This is a genomic window from Gordonia sp. DT218, assembly GCF_049847105.1.
Classification (GTDB): Bacteria; Actinomycetota; Actinomycetes; order Mycobacteriales; family Mycobacteriaceae; genus Gordonia.
Genome location: NZ_JBNCNS010000005.1, coordinates 144126 through 164950 on the forward strand (window position 1 = coordinate 144126; position 20825 = coordinate 164950).

Consider the following 20825-nt stretch of genomic DNA (forward strand, 5'->3'; position numbering starts at 1 on the left):
AGACCACACAACACCGGTCCACCAGAGACCGGGACACAGAGTGAAGCCCTCGCGTGGCCGCGTCAGCCCGACGCGCCCGGGGGCTCGAGGAGACTGAGTGACCGACAACGGGTCGCCGGCTGACGCGAACGCATCGTCAGGATCGGCGGAAGAATTTCCCAGCAGGCTTCGCGTGCATGCTCTGGCCAGGACCTTGGGCCTGACCAGCAGACAAGTGCTCGCACACCTGACCGAGCTGGGGGTGGAAACACGTAGCCCCCAATCGAGCATCGACCGCGAGGTCGCGCAGCGGGTCGCCGACCGCGTCCGTGCACACGTCGAGGTCGATGAGGCCGCCGTCGAGGCGGTCGAGGACGCGGCCGACACCGCCGGGACCGACGAGTCCGGGCGAGCCGAGGTCGAGCCCTCGGACCCGGCGCAGGCCGGCCCGGGCGCAGACGAGACCCCGTCCGCCGAGACCGCATCTGCCGATATCGGGACGTCGGGGTCCACTCCGGTCAGTGCGGCACCCGTGGGCGATCAGACCACGAGCGAGGCCCCACCGGCAGCTGAAGCGCCGGCCACCGAGGCCGCCGCCGACGAATCGGACGTGCCCTCGTCCCCGACAACTCCCGAGACGACCGGCATGCCGACCTTGTTCTCGTCGGTCGAGCAGACCCAACACCAGCCGATCTCGGCCGCCGAGGTGGCCGTGTCGCAGCCGCTGTTCCTGTCGCCTCAGGCGGTCGAGCCTGTGAAGCGCTCGCCGCGCCGGCCGAAGACCGAGGAAAAGAAGCCAGAGGACACGAAGTCCGAGGGCACGAGGTCCGAGGGCACGAGGTCCGACAGTGCCAAGTCCGACAGTGCCAAGTCCGACAGTGCCAAGTCCGACAGTGCCAAGTCCGACAGTGTCAAGTCCGACAGTGTCAAGTCCGACAGTGCGACCGACGACAAGGCCGCGGCCGGGAAGGACGCCGACGTCGACGAGACGCGCGGCGACGACAGCACCCACGACGACGACTCGACGGGCGATGGCGGCGGGTCGCGTCGGCGCCGTCGGGGCCGCCGTGGACGAGGCCGTGGTCGAGGAGATCAGGCGGACACGGGCACCGACGACACATCTGACTCGCCGGACGAGGACTCCGACGACGAGTCGGCCGACTCCGCCGGCGACGACCGGAATGCGCGACCCTCCGGCAAGAAGAGCAAGAAGGCCAAGGCGAAGGACAAGGACCGCGAGCCGGACGACGACGAGAGCGGGGACGCCGACGGCGAGGACACCGACGACGCCGACGACGGTTCGGGCTCGGACGACTCCGACCAGAATCCGTCCAAGCGGCGCAGGCGCCGTCGCCGCCGCAAGGGCGGTGCGGACGGGGAGGACGCCTCGCCGGACGATCCGCCGAACACCGTGGTGCACGAGCGCGAGCCGCGCAGCAAGCGGGCACGCGACGAGGTGCAGGGCATCTCCGGTTCCACGCGACTCGAGGCCAAGCGTCAGCGTCGGCGTGACGGTCGCGACGCGGGACGTCGACGACCACCGATCCTGAGCGAGTCGGAATTCCTGGCGCGGCGGGAGGCCGTCGACCGGGTGATGGTCGTGCGCGAGCGGAGCGCGAACAGCTCGATCAGCGTGGCGGCGAACGCCGGCGACCACGGGCATGACCAGGCTGTGCCGGTCGAGGACTACACACAGGTCGCGGTGCTGGAGGACGGGGTGCTCGTCGAGCATTTCGTGACCACCGAGACCTCGTCGTCGATGGTCGGCAACATCTACCTCGGACGCGTGCAGAACGTGTTGCCCGGGATGGAGGCGGCATTCGTCGACATCGGTCGCGGACGCAACGGCGTGCTCTATGCCGGTGAGGTCAACTGGGACGCCGCCGGACTCGACGGCGGATCGAGGAAGATCGAGCAGGCCCTCAAGCCGGGCGACAACGTCCTCGTCCAGGTCAGCAAGGATCCGGTCGGTCACAAGGGTGCTCGTCTGACGACACAGATCTCGCTGGCCGGTCGCTACCTGGTCTACGTGCCGGGCGGTTCGTCGACGGGGATCAGCCGCAAGCTCCCCGATGTCGAGCGCAAACGGCTCAAGAGCATCCTGGGCAAACTCGTCCCCGACGACGCGGGTGTCATCATCCGCACCGCGTCCGAGGGCGTCAGCGCCGAGGACCTCGGTGCGGACATCGAGCGCCTCGAAGGTCAGTGGAAAGAGATCGACGCCGCGGTCGGGAAGACCAAAGGCGGATCCGGTTCGAACTCGCCCCAAGCCCTGTACGAAGAGCCGGACCTGCTGGTGCGGGTCGTGCGCGACCTGTTCAACGAGGACTTCAAGAAGCTCGTCGTCGAGGGCCAGAAGGCGTGGGATCTCGTCCAGCGCTACATCAGCGCGGTGGCACCGGATCTGATGGATCGGGTCGAGCGGTTCGAGCGGGCACACGCCGACGCGCCGGATTCGTTCGTCGTGCACCGCATCGACGAGCAGCTCGCGAAGGCACTCGATCGCAAGGTCTGGTTGCCCTCGGGTGGCACGTTGATCATCGAACACACCGAGGCCATGACCGTGGTCGACGTGAACACCGGAAAGTTCACCGGGTCCGGCGGAAACCTCGAGGAGACCGTCACCCGCAACAACCTCGAGGCGGCCGAGGAGATCGTGCGGCAGATGCGCCTGCGCGACATCGGCGGCATGATCATCGTCGACTTCATCGACATGGTCCTCGAATCGAACCGGGACCTCGTCCTGCGCCGTCTGACCGAGGCGCTCGCACGCGACCGGACCAGGCACCAGGTGTCCGAGGTGACATCGCTGGGGCTGGTGCAGATGACGCGCAAGCGTCTCGGTACCGGTCTGCTCGAGGCCTTCTCCACGACGTGCACCCAGTGCAGCGGACGCGGCATCATCGTGCACGCGAATCCGGTGGAGGTCCGATCCGACGACACCGCGCGGTCCGACGGCGGCGGTGGATCGAAGCGATCGCGGCGCAACCGTCGCAAGGCTGAGCCGGCACCCGACACCCAGAAGCCGACACACAATCCGGCCGAGCATCCGATGTTCCGCGCCATGGCGGCGCACTCTCACGATCCCGACGGTGAGCACGAGCCGCAGGACGTGCACGGCGAATCGGAGGAGAAGGCGGATACCTCGGCCGGACGGGCAGATGCCGTTGCTCAGGGCGATGACGCCCACATGGTCGAGAAGACCCCGAAGACGTCGGGGGAGAAGTCGGCCGCCGCGGGCTCCCGTGACGCGGATTCTCGTGAGAGCGTGAGATCCGAGCCCAGCGCGGCGGCGGGCGAGTCCGTGGCCGCGCCGGCCGAGCAGCCCGCCACCGCGCCGAGCACGCCCGAGGTCGCGGCGACCGAGTCCGAGCCGGCGTCCCCCGCGCCTAAACGCCGACGTCGGGTGGTCCGCCAGGCGGCCTCCCCGCCGACGGCCTCGGAGCCGGTGGTCCTCACCGCCGACGCCGACGGATCGTCGTCGGGACCGAAGACCACGTTCGGGCCGACTGGCGGAAGCGCGTCGTCCGAGGCCGCCGTCGCGGTCCGGCGTCGCCCTCGCCGCCGGACGGCAGGCAGGCCCGCCGGCCCGCCGCCGGCGGAGGAATGAGGATGGCGACCGCTGTGAGCAGGTCGGGAGCGTACACGTGAGTTTGACCCGAGCGACGACGGTCCCGTAATCTTGATTGGTCGCCTTCCGCGGAGGGCTTGAGCTGTGCCCGGAACACCCAGGACGACCCTGGGACCGGCAGATGCGCGAGACCCGACGGCAGGCATCTGGTGTGATCCGTAGTGACTCCCCGGCGCAGATGCGGGGTTGGCGTGCGGCCCGTACCAGGCACGCACCACCCACACACCCCGGTGCGCAACAGCGCCGTGGGTCCGACAGACGAGTTAAAGAGGACAGCTTCGATGGCAACGTACGCGATCGTCAAGACCGGCGGTAAGCAGTACAAGGTCGCTGAGGGCGACATTGTGAAGGTCGAGAAGATCGACAGCGAGCCGGGCAGCAGCGTGAGCCTGCCGGTGGCGCTGGTCGTCGATGGCTCGAACCTCACCACCGATGTGGACAAGTTGGCGAAGATCTCGGTGACCGGTGAGGTCGTCGAGCACGTCAAGGGCCCGAAGATCCGCATCCACAAGTTCAAGAACAAGACCGGCTACCACAAGCGCCAGGGTCACCGTCAGAAGCTGACGGTCCTCAAGGTCACCGGTATCAAGTAACTCGATTCCCGCACGTACCTCAGGAGGACTGCAGAGATGGCACACAAGAAGGGCGCGTCCAGCTCGCGCAACGGTCGTGATTCCAACGCCCAGCGGCTCGGCGTGAAGCGTTTCGGTGGACAGAAGGTCAGCGCGGGCGAGATCCTGGTCCGTCAGCGCGGCACCAAGTTCCACCCGGGCGTCAACGTGGGTCGCGGTGGCGACGACACCCTGTTCGCACTGGAGACCGGCTCGGTGGAGTTCGGCACCAAGCGCGGCCGCAAGACGGTCAACATCGTCCCGGAGACCGTCGCGGTCTGACGGACGCCGGGAGCACGTTCAGCTCTACACAGGGCGGGCAAGGGTCATGACGTACCCGGCCCGCCCTGCTTGTTTTCTCAGGAAGGAAGTCACCGATGTCTCGGTTCGTCGACCGTGTGACGATTCACGTCGCGGCGGGCAACGGCGGCCACGGCTGCTCGTCGGTGCACCGCGAGAAGTTCAAGCCGCTCGGCGGTCCCGACGGTGGCAACGGGGGCAACGGCGGGTCGGTTCGTCTCGTCGTCGACCCGCAGGTGCACACGCTGCTGGACTTCCACTTCCGGCCGCACGCCAAGGCGTCCAACGGTAAGCCCGGCGCGGGGGACAACCGAGACGGCGCCACCGGTGACGACCTGGTGTTGGAGGTTCCCGACGGTACCGTCGTGCTCGACGAGGACGGCAAGATCCTTGTCGACCTGGTAGGCGAGGGCACCACGTTCGAGGCCGCGCAAGGCGGACGCGGCGGACTCGGCAACGCGTCGCTGGCGTCCAAGGCGCGCAAGGCGCCCGGTTTCGCCCTGCTCGGCGAGGACGGACAGCATCGCGATCTCGTCCTCGAACTGAAGTCGGTGGCCGATGTCGGGCTGGTCGGATTCCCGTCGGCCGGCAAGTCGTCGCTCGTGTCGGTGCTGTCGGCGGCCAAGCCGAAGATCGCCGACTACCCGTTCACCACCCTCGCGCCGAATCTGGGTGTGGTGCAGACCGCCGGAGACGTGTTCACCATCGCCGATGTGCCGGGCCTGATCCCCGGGGCCTCGACCGGCCGCGGGCTGGGGCTCGAGTTCCTCCGGCACCTGGAGCGCTGCGCAGTGCTCGCTCACGTCGTCGACTGCGCCACCCTGGAACCCGGTCGTGATCCGGTCTCCGACATCGACGCCCTCGAGGCGGAACTGTCTGCATACCAACCCGCTCTCGACACCGACCACAGCCTCGGTGAGCTGGCCGAGCGACCGCGCGTGGTCATCCTCAACAAGATCGATGTGCCCGACGCGGCAGACCTTGCCGATATCGTCGAACCCGAACTCGTACAACGTGGTTGGCCGGTCTTTCGTATCTCCGCCGTGAGCCACGAAGGCCTGCGGGAACTGACCTTCGCCCTGGCGAAGATGGTCGCGGACTATCGCGAGAGCCACCCGAAGCCCCAGCCGCGCCGCCAGGTGATCCGCCCCCAGGCGGTCGACGAGGCGGGATTCAGTGTGTCGGCCGACCCCGACGTGGACGGCGGATTCATCGTTCGCGGCACCCGCCCGGAGCGGTGGATCGCGCAGACCCAGTTCGACAACGACGAGGCCGTCGGTTATCTGGCCGACCGCCTCAACCGGCTGGGGGTGGAGGACGAACTCGTCCGGCTGGGTGCCAAGCCCGGCGCACCCGTGACGATCGGCGACGTGTCGTTCGACTGGGAGCCGATGACGCCCATGGGCGATGACGTTCCGGTCACCGGCCGCGGCACCGACATCCGACTCGACCGCAACGATCGTATCGGCGCGGCCGAGCGCAAGCAGGCCCGACGGTTGCGCCGTGGCGTACCGCAGTCCGACGAGGACGGCGAACAGGACGTACGGTGAGCGACGTCCGTGAACGGATCGCCCGCTCACGCAGCGTGGTGGTCAAGATCGGATCGTCGGCGCTGACCGATCTGCACGAGGGACTCGATCGGAGTCGCCTCGACCGTCTCGCCGACGCACTGGAAGCGCGGATGCGTGCGGGTTCGGACGTGATCGTGGTGTCGTCGGGTGCGATCGGTGCCGGCATCGCACCGCTGGGATTGAAACGACGACCGACAGATCTCGCCACCAAGCAGGCTGCGGCGAGTGTCGGCCAACTGGCGCTCGCGCACGCGTGGGGAACCTCGTTCCATCGTTACGGCCGGACCGTCGGACAGGTCCTGCTCACCGCCGACGACATCTCCAACCGCGCCCATCATGCGAATGCCCAACGGACACTTGACCGTCTGCGATCGCTCGGTGCCGTTGCGGTGGTGAACGAGAACGACACCGTTGCGACCACCGAGATCCGTTTCGGCGACAACGATCGTCTCGCCGCCCTCGTCGCCCATCTCGCCGGTGCCGACGCCCTGATCCTGCTGTCGGACGTCGACGGCCTCTACGACGGTGACCCGCGCAGGGTCGGCGCCGACGGGCGAAGGGCGCGTCTGATCCCCGAGGTCCACGGGCCGGAGGATCTCGACGGCGTGATCGCCGGCTCCGGAGGCGCCCTCGGCACCGGCGGCATGGCCTCCAAACTCGCCGCTGCCCGGCTGTCGGCCGACGCCGGTGTGCCGGTGCTGCTCGCCGCGGCCGATCAGGCTCCGCAAGCCCTGGCGGATGCCTCGGTCGGGACGGTCTTCGCCGCGCGGGGCGAGCGCCTCTCGGCGCGACGTTTCTGGGTCCGACATGCCGCCGATGCGCGTGGACAACTCGTCCTCGACGACGGCGCGGTCGCCGCAGTCGCGCGACGACGCCGGTCGCTGCTCGCCGCCGGCATCGTCGGTGTGAACGGGCGGTTCTACGGTGGCGACGTGGTGGAGCTCGTCGACCTCACCGGTGCCGTGCGGGCACGCGGAGTGGTGGCCTACGACTCCGACGATATCGCCCTCGCAGTGGGGCGTTCGACCACCGACCTGCCATCGGAGCTCCGTCGCCCGGTGATCCACGCGGACGATCTGGTCGCGACCTGACCTGGCAGAGCCTTTGGCCCCAGGCACATTCATTGCGATGTCCTGGCGAGCATTCACGCCGTCGCGCGCGCCCGTGATTCCGACAACCCCGGTAGCACCACCGACGCCAGATGGTCGATCTTGAGGTCTGCGATGTCGTCGGCACGGGTTGCGCCCCGGTTGACGACGGCGAGCTCCTTCCCGGTGCGGTGCGCATGGCGCGCAAACCGGAGTCCGCTCATGACGGTCAGGGACGATCCGATCACGAGCAGTGCATCCGCGTCGTCGACCATCGAGAATGCTTGGCGCACCAACGGTTTGGGAACGCTCTCACCGAAGTAGACGATGTCGGGTTTGACGATGCCACCGCATCGTGGGCAGTCGATCATCTGGAAATCGCTGGTGTCGTCGATCGCGGCGTCGGCGTCGGGGGCCACCTCGATGGCGCCGCGACCACGGACCCGCTCGGTGAATCCGGCGTTGAGCGTGTCGAGTTCGTGCGCGAGCCGATGCCGAGAGATCAGCCAGTCGCAGTCGAGGCAGCGGACGCGTCCGTAGCAGCCGTGCAGTTCGAGGACCCTTCGCGTGCCGGCCTTGGTGTGCAACAGGTCGACGTTTTGGGTGATCACGCCGGTGAGGAGCCCCAGGCGCTGGAGTTCGGTGAGTGCGCGGTGCGCGGCATTGGGCCGCGCGGCGTCCATGTACCGCCAGCCGAGGTGGTTGCGGGCCCAGTAGTGGCGGCGGAACTCCGGCGACGACAGGAACATCTCCAGCGTCATCGGGGTGCGGGGTGGCGCGCCCGGGCTGCGATAGTCGGGGATTCCGGACTCGGTGGAGATCCCGGCGCCGGTGAGAGCAACGATCCGGCGCCCGTCGAGCAAGGTGCGCAACTCGTCGATCCGCGCCTCGACGTCGGTGTCGACGGCTGTCGGCTCGGCCGGATTCCAGCCGATCTGGAGTCGGGTGCGCACTCTGCCCAGAATAACCGCACGAACAGAAGACCCGCCACGACTGGTCGTCGTGACGGGTCCGGTGTCTGTGGCGCGGTCGCCGACTGACTAGACGGTGCTGTGCTTGCCTGTCGGAGCCGGCACGGCGACGAGCGGGTACACGCCGTCCTCGTCGTGCACCTCGGTGCCGACGACGGGCGGGTTGAAGACGCACAGCATGCGCAACTGCGTGTCCGCGGTGACCGTGTGCCGTTCGTGACCGTTCAGCAGGTACATGGTGCCCGGGGCGAGGGGATAGGTCTCGCCGGACTCGCGGTCGAAGAGCGTGCCCTCACCTTCGACGAGCCAAACCGCCTCCACGTGGTTTGCGTAGTGGAACTCGTTGACCGATCCGGCGTTGATCGTGGTCTCGTGGAACGAGAACCCGACGTGGTCGCCACCGAGGACGATGCGCTTGGAGACCCAATTGCCCTTCGGGTCGGCGACGTCGCGGTCGGTACCGGTGATTTCTGCTGTGGTTCGGACGATCATCCGATCACCTCCTTGACGGAATTGCTGATGATCTGCAGTCCGCGACCCAGGTCCTCGGTCGAAATCGTCAGCGCGGGAAGAAGTTTCACGACCTCATCGGACGGTCCGGAGGTCTCGGCGAGCAGGCCGGCACCGAATGCCGAAGCGCACACCTTGCTGGCGGTGGCCGACTCCTCGAAGACGAGTCCGCGGACCATCCCGCGGCCACGAGTGCTGATGCCCTCGTAGCGCTCGGCCAGTTCGGTGAAGGCGGTGTTGATCTGCTCGCCCTTGGCGTACACGTCCTTGGTGAGCGAGTCGTCGCTCCAGAAGTGCTCGATGGTCTTCATGCCGGTCACGAACGCGGGGTTGTTGCCGCGGAACGTGCCGTTGTGCTCACCCGGAGTCCAGACATCGAGCTCCGGCTTGAACAGCGTCAGGGCCAACGGGAGGCCGTAACCGCTGATCGACTTCGACAAGGTGACGATGTCTGGCTTGATGCCGGCCTCCTCGAACGAGAAGAACTCACCGGTGCGGCCACAGCCCATCTGGACGTCGTCGACGATCAGCAGGATGTCGCGACGCTCGCAGAGATCGGAGAGCGCGCGCAGCCACTCCATCCGGGCGACATTGACGCCGCCCTCGCCCTGCACGGTCTCGACGATCACCGCGGCCGGGCGGTTCAGGCCGCTGCCCGAATCGTCGAGCACACGCTCGAACCAGCCGAAGTCCTCGGTGACGCCACCGAAGTAGTTGTCGAACGGCATCGGGGTCGCGTGGACCAGCGGGATGCCGGCGCCGGCGCGCTTCATCGAGTTACCGGTCACCGAGAGCGATCCCAGCGTCATACCGTGAAAAGCGTTGGTGAAGCTGATGATCGACTCACGGCCGGTCACCTTGCGGGCCAGCTTGAGTGCGGCCTCCACCGCATTGGTGCCGGTGGGGCCGGGGAACTGGATCTTGTAGTCCAGCCCACGAGGCGCGAGGATCTTCTGTGTGAAGGTCTCGATGAACTTTCCCTTGGCGACAGTGGCCATGTCGAGGCCGTGGGTGATGCCGTCGTCGGAGATGTAGTCCAGCAGGGCCGCTTTCATGATCGGGTTGTTGTGCCCGTAGTTCAGTGAGCCGGCTCCGGCAAAGAAGTCCAGGTATTCGCGGCCCGTGGTGTCGGTCATCCACGAACCACTCGCGCGGGTGAACACGGCCGGCCAGCTACGGCAGTAGCTGCGCACTTCGGACTCGTGTTGGGTGAAGACCGAATCATCAACGGTCTGATCGAGAAGCTGCATCGTGACTTCCCCCTTTTTTGGTTGTGACGATCAATGCATGGCGGCGGCCGAGATCACCGGTGACCCGGAATCGTGGCACCGCCAAATTTCACAAATGTTGTGCGAAATCAGAATTCGGAAACTGTCGGTTCGAGGATGTAGAGATCCTCGGGCTCGTGGGCGTCGGGGAACTGTTCTGCTGCGAACAGATCCTGACGTTCGAATCGCAGTCCACGCGCATCGGCGACGGACTCGAACAAACGTTGCGACGCGCCGTTGTCGGGGCTGATCGTGGTGTGCATCGCCACCACACCGGACCGCTGGGTGCGGTCGAGCAACCGGTGCAGCATGGTGCCGGCGATGCCGTGACCACGGTATGTGTCGTCCACCGCGACCTGCCAGACCATGATGGTCGACGGGTCGGTCTGACGGCGATATCCGGTGACGAATCCGACCGGATGTCCATCGACTTCGGCGACGATGGATGTCGTGGCGAAATCATGGCACCACAGGACATAGGCGTAACTCGAGTTGACGTCGAGAACCTTTGAGTCCGAGGCGATTTCCCACAGTCGCATGCCGTCGTCGGCGGTGGGCTGTCGATAATCGACAGTAAGGGCAGTTGTTGGGGCCGTTCTAGTTTGGGACGGGCTCATGACCTTTTCGACGTTAACAATGTGTGTCCGCGAAGTCATCTAGCAGCGGAAATCGGTCGGTGAATGCCCTACCTTCCGCCTGTTCAGCACCGGTTTGTGAAGTGGGTCACATTGATGTCACCCGGTGCCTGTGCGTGGTGGTGGGGCGGACGTCATCGACAGCGGCCCGGGGCGCAGAATGAAGGCAATGACCAGAATCATCGCCGGTGACTCCCGCGGGCGCAGATTGTCCGTTCCTGACGACGGTACGCGTCCTACGTCCGATCGGGTCCGCGAAGCCATCTTCAACATGATTTCTGCCCGATTCGATCTCGCGGGTGCCAGTGTCCTCGACCTGTACGCGGGGTCGGGTGCGCTGGCGCTCGAGGCGCTCTCCCGCGGCGCCGGGCACGCCACCCTGGTGGATTCCCGGCGACGCGCCACGTCGGTGATCAGTGCCAACCTCGCTGCCTGCGGAAAGGCCGGATCGGGTGTGGTGGTCACCCGCGCCGTGGCGTCGTATTTGTCGACGATGCCAACCGGCAGATTCGACCTGATCTTCCTCGATCCGCCGTATGACCAGGAGAACGGCGAGATGGCGGCCGATCTCGCGGCCCTCGCGCGCGGATGGCTGGCCGATGGCGGGATCGTGGTGGTGGAACGGAGTGCGCGCGCGCCGTCGACCGAGTGGCCGGACTCGATGAGCGTGCTCGTCCAGAAGAACTACGGAGATACCCGTGTGGAGGTGGCCGACAATGACTGATCGTGTCGACGGCGTCGAACCGATGGAAATCGGATCGCTGCAGGTCCCGCTGCCGATCCTGTGCGCACCGATGGCCGGCGGTCCGTCGACGCCTGCGCTGGTCGCCGCGGTGGGCGCGGCGGGTGGACTCGGCTGGCTCCCCGCGGGTTACCTGACTCCCGACGCGCTGGAGGACCTCGTCGCCGACCTCGAACAGCGGTCGGACCGGCCCTATGGCGTGAATCTCTTCCTGTCCGGGCCCGAGCCCGACGAGGGCGCCGATCGCGCAGTGCAGGCCTACATCGAGGAACTCGGAGGAGAGGCGGCGCGCTATGGCGTCGCACCGGGGGCGCCGCGGTTCACCGACGAGCGTGTGGCCGAGAAACTCGACGTACTGGCCCGGCATCGGCCATCGATCATCAGCTTCACCTTCGGCGACCCGGGCGCCACGATCATCTCGCGCGTACACAACGAGCTCGGCGTACCCGTGGCAGTGACCGTGACGTCGGCGACGGAGGCCGGGGCCGCGGTGGCATCGGGTGCCGATGCGGTGGTGGTACAAGGCATCGAGGCCGGCGGGCACCGCGGATTGTGGCTCGACGATCCGTCCGAACCCGACGGGGGACCACGCACGACGACCGCCGACCTCGTGCGCACGGTCGTCGGGGCGGTCGATGTCCCGGTGATCGCAGCGGGCGGCATCGCCGACGGCGCCACGATCGGATCGCTGGTGGCGCTCGGTGCAGTCGGTGCGCAACTGGGGACGGCGTTCCTGTGCTGTGACGAGGCCGGGACGTCTGTGCCGCATCGTCGGGCGCTGCTGGAAGGGCTCTATGCCGACACCGTCGTCACGCGGGCCTTCTCGGGGCGCTCGGCACGCTCATTGCGGAACGGGTTCACCGAGCGGCATCCGGAAGCGCCGGCGAGGTATCCACACGTGCATCACGTGACGAAACCGATCCGGTCCGCGGCGACCGCCGCCGGTGAGGCCGACGACATCAATCTGTGGGCCGGGACGAGTTGGAGGTCGGTGACCGCCGGTCCGGCGGCCGGTCTGGTGGCTCGGCTGGCGGCCGAGCTGACTGCCGGGTCATGACCCGGGCGATGGTGACCGCTCGCGTAGATTTCCGGATATGACGTCAGCTGTCTTTCCCGGATCCTTCGACCCGTTCACGGTCGGCCACCGCTACATCGTGGAGCGAGCGGCCGCCCGATTCGACTCCCTGGTTGTCACCGTGGTGGTGAATCCGAACAAGCAGGGCATGTTCGGCGTCGACGAACGTATCGCCCTCATCCGCGAGGATTGTGCCGATCTGCCGAATGTGCGGGTGGACCGGTGGACCGGACTGCTCGTGGACTACGCCCGCAACGAGGGGATCGACACCATCGTGAAGGGGTTGCGCTCGGGCACCGACTTCGATTACGAGGTGCCGATGGCCCAGATGAACCGCGACCTCACCGATGTCGAGACGATGTTTCTGCTCACCGATCCGCGTTTCGCGCACGTGTCGAGTTCCTTGGTCAAAGAGGTGGCCAAGCTCGGCGGCGACGTCGTGCCGTTCCTGTCGCCCAGGATTCACGAGCGTCTACAGGCGCGACTGGCGGGGGAGCGCCAGATCTAGCCTCACCGCTGCGCGACACACCCCGTCCGCCTCACTGATCACACACACACCATTCGGCACAATAGTCACAGTTGTTTCATTCGCAGACCGAAGGCATACGCCGGATTGGGGTAGCTGTGTACCGGGTTTTTGAAGCGCTCGACGAACTCGTCGCGATTGTCGAGGAAGCGCGAAGCGTCCCGATGACCGCGGGCTGCGTCGTTCCGCGAGGCGATGTCCTCGAACTTCTCGACGACCTCAAGGATTCCATCCCGGGTGAGCTCGACGACGCCCAGGACGTGCTCGACCAGCGGGATTCGCTCGTCGGCAATGCCCGAGAGCACGCGGAGAACGTGATCGGCAAGGCCGACTCGGAATCCGAGGCGGTGATGGGCCACGCTCGCGCCGAGGCCGACCGCATCCTCTCCGAGGCAAAGGCGCAGGCCGATCGCATGGTGGACGAGGCGGGCGCCCACGGTAACCAGCTGGTGGACGAGGCGACTGCGGAGGCTCATCGCCTGTCGACGAGCGCGGCGCGCGAGTTCGACGCCGTCACCGGACGTGCGCGGGCCGAAGCGCAGCGGACCATCGACTCGGCCAACAACTCCTACGACAAGTCGGTTGCCGACGGCATCGCCGAACAGCAGCGCCTGGTCTCGGAGGCCGAGGTGGTCGCCGCCTCCAAGTCCGAGGCCGAACGCATCATCGATGCCGCCCACGCAGAGGCCGACCGACTGCGTGGCGACTGTGACATCTACGTCGACGAGAAGCTGGCGCAGTTCGAGGAGATCCTCACGGGCACGCTGCGGTCGGTGAACCGAGGCCGCCATCAGCTCCGCACGGGTGCCGGCATGCATGACTACGTCGAGTACCCGCGCAGCGTGGACGAGCCGCCGGCACCGCGGGGCGGCCCGTCGTCTAGCCGGGATGTCGCCGACGAGCAGGGTTCCCGCCTGGCAGTGTGAGGCGATCGGCCTGCCACGAGCGATTCGTGCGGATGTCGTTCGAACACCCCGCAGGCCGGGCGTATCGTGCAACTGTGTCTGAACATGCAATGAGCCGCGGAACCGCCGCGGGCGAGTCGGTGTCTCCCGGCGGCCCGCGCGGTGGCCCCGAACGGCGGACGCCCGACTCGGCAGCAGCCGTCCGTGATCCCTTCGTGCTCGACATCCGGTCCCTCGGCCGCCGGCCGGGGACGATGTCGGAGGTACACCGCACCGCAGTCGCCCATGAGCGCCTCGGGGTCGACATGATCGCGATTCCCGAGGACTCGGAGGTGGACCTCGATCTGCGACTGGAATCGGTCAGCGAAGGCGTGCTGGTGACCGGGACCGTGAGCGGTGAGACCCAAGGGCAGTGTTCGCGGTGCCTGGAACCGGTCGACGGCACCGTCACGGTCTTCCTCACCGAACTGTTCGCCTATCCCGACAGCGAGACCGAACAGACCACCGACGCCGAGGACATTCACCGAATCAAGGACGATCGCGTCGACCTGGAGCAATCGATCATCGACGCCGTCGCGCTCGAACTCCCGATGTCGCCGCTGTGCTCCGACGACTGCGAAGGTCTCTGTCCGGAGTGCGGCGTCCGGCTCGCGGTCGCCGAGCCCGGGCACGCCCACGACGTCATCGACCCGCGCTGGGCGGCCCTGCGGGACAAATTCGGGTCCACCGAGGAGGCATCCCCACACACCTCGGGACGCCCGGACAACCAGGGCGGTGACTGAACCGTCGTGGCCGAAGGAAAGGGCGCGACCGACGAGTCGACGCGGACCGAGACCACCGACGGCGGGTTCGGGGATCTGCTCACCGCCGTACGCGGCGAGTTGTCTCCGCCGATGCTCACCCTCGCACTGACCCATCGTTCCTACGCGTACGAGAACGGGGGATTGCCCACCAACGAGCGCCTGGAGTTCCTGGGCGATTCGGTACTCGGTGTGGTGATCACCGAGCGTCTCTACCTGCGATATCCAGACAAATCCGAGGGTGAGCTGGCCAAGATCCGGGCGAGTGTGGTGAACATGCATGCACTCGCGGACGTGGCCCGCGGTCTCGGTCCGGGCGGTCTCGGTCGTCATCTCCACCTCGGCCGGGGTGAGGAGATGACCGGTGGGCGCGACAAGGACAGCATCCTCGCGGACGGCCTGGAGTCGTTGCTCGGAGCGCTGTACCTGGAGCATGGGCTGGCCGAATGTCAGACCATCATCCTGGGTCTGTTCGACGACATCATCGGGCATGCAGGTCATCTCGGGGCCGGGCTGGATTGGAAGACCTCGCTGCAGGAGCTTTCCGCCGAACACGGATTCGGTCCACCGCACTATCAGATCTCGTCGACCGGGCCCGATCACAACAAGGAATTCACCGCGACCGCGATGATCGCCGGGGAAGGGCTCGGCGAGGGCAGTGGCCGGACCAAGAAGGAGGCCGAGCAGAAAGCGGCGGCCCTGGCCTGGCAGGTGCTGACCGACCGCGCCGCGGCCGCGAACTGATCGGCGGACCCGGTGCCCGAGCTACCCGAGGTCGAGACAGTTCGACGTGGCCTCACCGACCATGTGGCCGGCAGGCAGATCGTCGCCGTCGAGGTGTTGCACCCACGATCGGTGCGGCGTCACCTCGGGGGTGGCGCGGACCTTGCCGGACGCCTGATCGGTAAGACCGTGACCGGTGCTCACCGGCGCGGCAAATATCTCTGGCTCGACCTCGGTGACGACACCGACGGATTCCCGGTCGTCGTCCATCTGGGCATGAGCGGTCAGATGCTGATCACCGACGCAGGGGCACCCGACCATGTGCATCTTCGGATCCGCGCCACTCTCGACGACGGCAACGAGCTGCGATTCGTTGACCAACGGACCTTCGGCGGTTGGCATGTCGACGAGTACCTGGGGCCGCCGGTCGCCGACGGGGGCGGGCTGCCCGAGTCGATCGCGCACATCGCACCCGACCCCTTCGACCCGACGTTCGATCCGGCCGCGGTCGTCGTCGCGATCAGGGCCCGGCACTCGGAGATCAAGCGTGTGCTCCTCGACCAGACGGTGATCTCGGGAGTCGGCAACATCTACGCCGACGAGGCGTTGTGGCGCAGTCGAATTCACGGCACGCGGATGGCGGATCGATTGAGCCGGGCCAAGATCGCCGACCTGGTCGCATCGGTCACCGAGGTGATGGGCGAGGCCCTCGTGGTCGGCGGGACATCGTTCGACTCGTTGTACGTGAACGTCAACGGGCAGTCGGGCTACTTCGAACGATCGCTCAATGCGTACGGGCGCGAAGGACTGCCGTGCCGGCGCTGCGGTGCGATCATGCGCCGCGAGCAGTTCATGAACCGCAGCTCGTACTATTGCCCGCGATGCCAGCGACGCGAATCGAGCCGGAAGCAAACCGGGTCCATTCGTGTTGTGCGTTCAGCAGAGATCGCAGCACCAGAGATCGCAACGAAGCGGACCAGCGGCGGTACCCGAGAAAAAGGATCGAATCAGCGACCATGACGACCGATCAGCAGACCACGCAGGCAGCGACCGACGGCCGGGCGGCACCCCATCCCCACACCGATCTGTGGGTCGAACGGACCGGCACCCGCCGCTATACCGGGCGGAGTTCGCGGGGCGCCGAGGTCCTGATCGGCTCCGAGGATGTCGAGGGTGTGTTCACCCCCGGGGAACTGCTCAAGATTGCGCTGGCCGCCTGCACCGGCATGTCGTCGGATCGTCCGCTGTCGCGGCGGCTCGGTGACGACTACGACGCGACCGTCCGGGTGAGCGGTGCGGCCGACCGCGAGAACGAGCGGTACCCGGTCCTCGACGAAATCCTCGAGGTCGACCTGTCCGAACTCGACGACGCGGCCGCCGAGCGGCTGCTCGTGGTCGTCGAGCGTGCGATCGACGCGGTCTGCACGGTCGGCCGGACGATCAAGGCCGGTGCCACGGTGAACCTCGCGATCGAGACCGACTGAGCCATGCCCGACAACGGGGACGTCCGTCTCACCGCGTATGTGCACGGACAGGTCCAGGGTGTCGGATTCCGCTGGTGGACGCGCTCCCGGGCGCTCGAGCTGGGACTCGTCGGCTATGCCGCCAACCTGGCCGACGGCCGCGTGCTGGTGATCGCAGAAGGGCCCCGGGACGCGGCCGACGCGCTGCTGGCGTTGCTGCGGTCGGGCGACACCGCGGGTTCGGTCGACCTCGTCGTCGAGCGGTTCGACGATGCTCGCGGCGATCTGAGCGGCTTCGTCGAGCGGTGACCCGCGCCGACCGCGGTCGCACGAGGCGCGGGAGGGACGTGCTCACTGCCGCGTGGTGACGGTGATCAGGCCACGATGGTGAGTATTCTGTACCGTCGTGCACCTCAAAAGCCTCACCCTGAAGGGCTTCAAGTCGTTTGCGTCGTCCACGACGCTGCGATTCGAGCCGGGTATCACCTGTGTGGTGGGGCCGAACGGGTCGGGCAAGTCCAACGTCGTCGATGCGCTGACCTGGGTGATGGGTGAGCAGGGCGCCAAGGCGCTGCGCGGCGGCAAGATGGAAGATGTCATCTTTGCGGGCACCTCTGGACGGCCGCCCCTCGGTCGCGCCGAGGTGACCCTGACCATCGACAACTCCGACGGCGCACTGCCCATCGAGTACTCCGAGGTCTCCATCACGCGGCGGATGTTCCGCGACGGGGCGGGCGAGTACGAGATCAACGGGAACTCCTGCCGGCTGATGGACGTGCAGGAGCTCTTGAGCGACTCGGGTATCGGCCGGGAGATGCACGTCATCGTCGGACAGGGCAGACTCGCGGCCATCCTGGAGTCACGACCCGAGGATCGGCGGGCGTTCATCGAGGAGGCCGCGGGCGTCCTCAAACATCGCAAGCGGAAAGAGAAGGCGGTCCGCAAGCTCGACGGCATGCAGGCCAACCTCGCCCGCCTGACCGACCTGACCGCGGAACTGCGCCGTCAGCTCAAACCACTGGGACGGCAGGCCGAGGTGGCCCGTCGGGCCCAGACAGTGCAGGCCGACCTCCGCGATGCGCGCCTGCGACTGGCCGCCGACGATCTGGTGTCCCGCCGTTCCGAGATGGCCGAGCACACGGCGGTCGAGGACGAGGTCCGGCAACAGCAGGACGAGGTGACCGTCGCGCTCGACCATGTCACGGCCGAACTCGCCGAGCACGAACGCCACCTCGCGGAGGTCGCGCCGGCGGCCACCGCCGCCGCCCAGACCTGGTTCCGGCTGTCGGCGCTGGCCGAGCGGGTGGACGCGACCTGCCGGGTGGCCGCCGAGCGCAGCCGCTACCTGAGCGAGCCGACCAGCCCGACCGGTGGCCCCGATCCCGACGAACTCGAGCGTGAGGCCGAGGAAGCAGCGCTGACCGAAGCCGAACTCGACGGCACCGTCGGCGCCGCGGCTGAGTATCTGGACGCCGCGAAGGCAGAACTGTCCCGATCCGAGCAGGTGGCCGCCGACGCCGAACAGGCCCACATGGCGGCGGTACGGGCCATCGCCGACCGACGAGAGGGACTCGCCCGCCTCGAGGGCCAGGTCGTCAACCTGCGGACCAAATCCGAGTCGGTCGACGCCGAGACGGCACGTATCACCGCCGCGATCGCGGCGGCGAACGAGCGTGCCGAAGCTGCCCAGACCCAGCAGGACTCGATGGCCGAAACGCTGAGCGAGTACGAGGCCGCCGAACACGGACTCGACGAGCACCACGAACGGTCGGTCACGGCACTGAACCAGGCCAACGAGCGGGTGGCGTCCCTGCAGGCCGGGCAGCGTGAGACCGAGCAGCGGATCGCGTCGCTGTCCGCGCGGATCGAGGCACTGGAGGTCGGCCTCGAACGCAACGACGGCGGTGCCTGGCTGCTCGACAACGCGCCCGACGGTCTCGTCGCACCGATGTCGGAACTGCTCACCGTCGACGCCGGCTACGAGACGGCGATCGCCGGTGCGCTCGGGCCGGCGGTCGACGCGATCGCCACCGTCGACGCGATCGCTGCGGTGCGGGCGCTCGCCGCGCTGAAATCCGGCGACGGCGGTCGCGCCGCACTGATCCTCGGCGGACTGCCGGACGCCGCAGCCCGGACGGACATCGACCTGCCGAACGGTGCCCGCTGGGCGTCGTCGGTGGTGACCTGCCGGCCGTCGATCCGCGGTGCCGTCGAGCACGTGCTGGCCGACACGGTCCTGGTGGACACGGCCGAGCAGGGCCTCGACATCGCGCAGCGGCACCGCGTCCGGACGGTCACCCTCGACGGCGACCGGATCGGTCCGGGATCCATCGAGGGCGGCTCGTCGCATCGGCCGTCGACCCTCGAGGTGCAGTCGGCCATCGATGCGGCGACGTCCGAACTGGCCACGGCTCGACGGCGGCTCGAGGAGATCGAGGCCGCCCTCGACGGCGCGACGTCCGAGCAGGTGGCCCGACGCGAATCGGCCGAGGAGGCGTTGGCAGCGCTGCACGAGTCCGATGCCAACGTCGGGGGCACCTACGAGCAGATGGCGCGTCTCGGGCACGAGATACGTGCGGCGAGATCGGAGAGCGAACGTCTGACCCGTCAGCGCGGCAAGGCCGAAGAAGGCCGTGCCGAGTCGCTGACCACCCTGCATGAGCTCGAGGAGCGATTGCGTTATGCGCGTGACGAATCCGACGACACCCCGGCCCACGCAGGCGATGACACGCCCCGAACTCTCGCGGCGGAGGCGGTAGCCGCGGCACGGTCGGCGGAGATGGAGGCGCGACTGCAGCTTCGCACCGCCGAAGAACGACTGGCCTCGGTCCGGGGACGCGCCGACTCTCTGCGCCGGGCCGCGCAGCGGGAACGGGAGGCCCGCCTGCGCGCTGAGCGTCAGGATCTGGCGCGCCGTCGTGCGGCCGCCGTCGCGTCGGCGGTCGGGGAGGCGGGAGCTGAAGTCTCCCAGCGGCTTTCGGTCGCAGTGCAGAACGCACAGGCCGGTCGTGACGAACTCGAACAGGTCCGCGTGGAGCGGACCGCGGCCGTCGATGAACTCAAGAACAAGGCCGCGGAGCTGACCACCAAACTCAATGCGTTGCGCGACACCGTGCACCGCGACGAGCTGGCCAGGACACAGGCCGCTCTCCGGATCGAGCAACTCGAGGAACAGATCCTGGACTCGTTCGCGATCGCGCCGGATGACCTCGTGGCCGAGTACGGCCCGGACGTGCCGATGCCACCGTCGGCGCTCGAGATGCACGAGTACGAGCAGGCGAAGGCCCGCGGCGAGTCGGTGGTCGCACCTACGCCGCTGCCGTTCGATCGCGCGACGCAGGAGACTCGGGCCAAGAAGGCGCAAAAAGACCTCAACACCCTGGGCAAGGTCAACCCTCTCGCGCTCGAGGAGTTCGCCGCACTCGAGGAGCGCTACAACTTCCTGTCGGCTCAGCTCGAGGACGTCAAGGCGGCCCGTCGTGACCTGTTGTCGGTGGTCGAGGAGGTCGACGCTCGCATCCTGCAGGTCTTCACCGAGGCATACGCCGATGTCGAGCGAGAGTTCGCCCAGGTGTTCACCACCCTGTTCCCGGGTGGCGAGGGGCGTCTCGTGCTCACCGAGCCCGGCGACATGCTCACCACCGGAATCGAGGTCGAGGCCCGCCCACCGGGAAAGAAGGTCAAGCGGCTCTCGCTGCTGTCCGGTGGTGAGAAGTCGCTGACCGCGGTGGCGATGCTGGTGGCGATCTTCCGGGCGCGGCCCTCCCCGTTCTACGTGATGGACGAGGTCGAGGCGGCACTCGACGACACGAACCTGCGGCGACTGATCTCGCTGTTCGAGCAGTTGCGTGAGCGATCCCAGTTGATCGTGATCACGCACCAGAAACCGACCATGCAGGTCGCCGACGCGCTCTACGGCGTGAGTATGCGCGGGGACGGCATCACCACGGTGATCTCACAGCGCCTGCGTGGGGTGGACCTGCCGGTCACGAACACCGACGCGACCTGACGACCGTTCACCGTCACA

The 20825-nt window shown here is 67.6% G+C and carries 19 protein-coding genes; 15 read left to right on the top strand and 4 right to left on the bottom strand.

Annotated features, from left to right (window positions below; genetic code table 11):
* The first annotated feature begins 97 nt into the window (after positions 1-97).
* The 5 genes from ACPXCG_RS18915 to proB all read left to right on the top strand — a co-directional run bounded on the left by ACPXCG_RS18915 (position 98) and on the right by proB (position 7183).
* Entirely contained in the window at positions 98-3589 is a 3492-nt protein-coding gene (locus ACPXCG_RS18915; RefSeq protein WP_425793625.1) for a translation initiation factor IF-2 N-terminal domain-containing protein, read from the top strand.
* A 302-nt stretch (positions 3590-3891) separates the two neighbouring features.
* Positions 3892-4203, top strand: a complete 312-nt coding sequence (rplU, locus tag ACPXCG_RS18920; protein ID WP_425793627.1) for a 50S ribosomal protein L21 — start codon at positions 3892-3894, stop codon at positions 4201-4203.
* A gap of 36 nt (positions 4204-4239) precedes the next feature.
* Positions 4240-4503: a 50S ribosomal protein L27 gene (gene rpmA / locus ACPXCG_RS18925; RefSeq protein WP_164306645.1), complete on the top strand. Its 264-nt coding sequence runs from the start codon at positions 4240-4242 to the stop codon at positions 4501-4503.
* A gap of 95 nt (positions 4504-4598) precedes the next feature.
* Positions 4599-6071, top strand: a complete 1473-nt coding sequence (gene obgE, locus ACPXCG_RS18930) for a GTPase ObgE (RefSeq protein WP_425793629.1) — start codon at positions 4599-4601, stop codon at positions 6069-6071.
* Complete coding sequence (gene proB, locus ACPXCG_RS18935; protein ID WP_425793630.1) at positions 6068-7183, top strand: glutamate 5-kinase; 1116 nt, start codon at positions 6068-6070, stop codon at positions 7181-7183. Before obgE ends, proB begins: the two co-directional genes overlap by 4 nt.
* A gap of 53 nt (positions 7184-7236) precedes the next feature.
* Here proB and ACPXCG_RS18940 read toward each other — a convergent pair whose 3' ends face one another.
* The 4 genes from ACPXCG_RS18940 to ectA form a co-directional block, all read right to left on the bottom strand.
* Positions 7237-8133 (bottom strand): Sir2 family NAD-dependent protein deacetylase, encoded by an 897-nt coding sequence (locus ACPXCG_RS18940; RefSeq protein ID WP_425793632.1) that lies wholly within the window; start codon positions 8131-8133, stop codon positions 7237-7239.
* An 87-nt stretch (positions 8134-8220) separates the two neighbouring features.
* Entirely contained in the window at positions 8221-8643 is a 423-nt protein-coding gene (locus tag ACPXCG_RS18945) for an ectoine synthase (RefSeq protein WP_425793633.1), read from the bottom strand.
* Positions 8640-9911, bottom strand: a complete 1272-nt coding sequence (gene ectB / locus ACPXCG_RS18950) for a diaminobutyrate--2-oxoglutarate transaminase (protein ID WP_425793635.1) — start codon at positions 9909-9911, stop codon at positions 8640-8642. Before ectB ends, ACPXCG_RS18945 begins: the two co-directional genes overlap by 4 nt.
* A 107-nt stretch (positions 9912-10018) precedes the next feature.
* Complete coding sequence (gene ectA, locus ACPXCG_RS18955; RefSeq protein ID WP_425793637.1) at positions 10019-10546, bottom strand: diaminobutyrate acetyltransferase; 528 nt, start codon at positions 10544-10546, stop codon at positions 10019-10021.
* A 187-nt stretch (positions 10547-10733) separates the two neighbouring features.
* Here ectA and rsmD point away from each other — a divergent pair, with 187 nt between their 5' ends.
* The 10 genes from rsmD (at position 10734) to smc (ending at position 20807) form a co-directional block, all read left to right on the top strand.
* On the top strand, positions 10734-11288 hold the full coding sequence (gene rsmD, locus ACPXCG_RS18960) for a 16S rRNA (guanine(966)-N(2))-methyltransferase RsmD (protein ID WP_425793639.1): 555 nt from the start codon (positions 10734-10736) through the stop codon (positions 11286-11288).
* Positions 11281-12363, top strand: a complete 1083-nt coding sequence (locus ACPXCG_RS18965) for a nitronate monooxygenase (protein WP_425793641.1) — start codon at positions 11281-11283, stop codon at positions 12361-12363. Before rsmD ends, ACPXCG_RS18965 begins: the two co-directional genes overlap by 8 nt.
* Before the next feature lie 37 nt (positions 12364-12400).
* Complete coding sequence (coaD, locus tag ACPXCG_RS18970; protein WP_425793643.1) at positions 12401-12889, top strand: pantetheine-phosphate adenylyltransferase; 489 nt, start codon at positions 12401-12403, stop codon at positions 12887-12889.
* A 116-nt stretch (positions 12890-13005) separates the two neighbouring features.
* Positions 13006-13833 carry a DivIVA domain-containing protein gene (locus tag ACPXCG_RS18975; RefSeq protein ID WP_425793645.1) on the top strand — a complete coding sequence of 276 codons (828 nt, stop codon included), beginning with the start codon at positions 13006-13008 and terminating at the stop codon, positions 13831-13833.
* A gap of 89 nt (positions 13834-13922) precedes the next feature.
* Positions 13923-14594, top strand: a complete 672-nt coding sequence (locus ACPXCG_RS18980; RefSeq protein ID WP_425793993.1) for a YceD family protein — start codon at positions 13923-13925, stop codon at positions 14592-14594.
* 75 nt (positions 14595-14669) lie between these two features.
* Positions 14670-15356 carry a ribonuclease III gene (gene rnc, locus ACPXCG_RS18985; RefSeq protein WP_425793995.1) on the top strand — a complete coding sequence of 229 codons (687 nt, stop codon included), beginning with the start codon at positions 14670-14672 and terminating at the stop codon, positions 15354-15356.
* 12 nt (positions 15357-15368) lie between these two features.
* On the top strand, positions 15369-16355 hold the full coding sequence (gene mutM, locus ACPXCG_RS18990) for a bifunctional DNA-formamidopyrimidine glycosylase/DNA-(apurinic or apyrimidinic site) lyase (RefSeq protein WP_425793646.1): 987 nt from the start codon (positions 15369-15371) through the stop codon (positions 16353-16355).
* A complete protein-coding gene (locus tag ACPXCG_RS18995; protein WP_425793648.1) occupies positions 16352-16819 on the top strand; it encodes an OsmC family protein in 468 nt (155 codons plus the stop codon). The genes mutM and ACPXCG_RS18995 overlap by 4 nt, the downstream gene beginning before the upstream one ends.
* 3 nt (positions 16820-16822) lie before the next feature.
* Complete coding sequence (locus ACPXCG_RS19000; protein ID WP_425793650.1) at positions 16823-17107, top strand: acylphosphatase; 285 nt, start codon at positions 16823-16825, stop codon at positions 17105-17107.
* Between the two features lie 97 nt (positions 17108-17204).
* A complete protein-coding gene (gene smc, locus ACPXCG_RS19005; RefSeq protein ID WP_425793652.1) occupies positions 17205-20807 on the top strand; it encodes a chromosome segregation protein SMC in 3603 nt (1200 codons plus the stop codon).
* Positions 20808-20825: the final 18 nt, after the last annotated feature.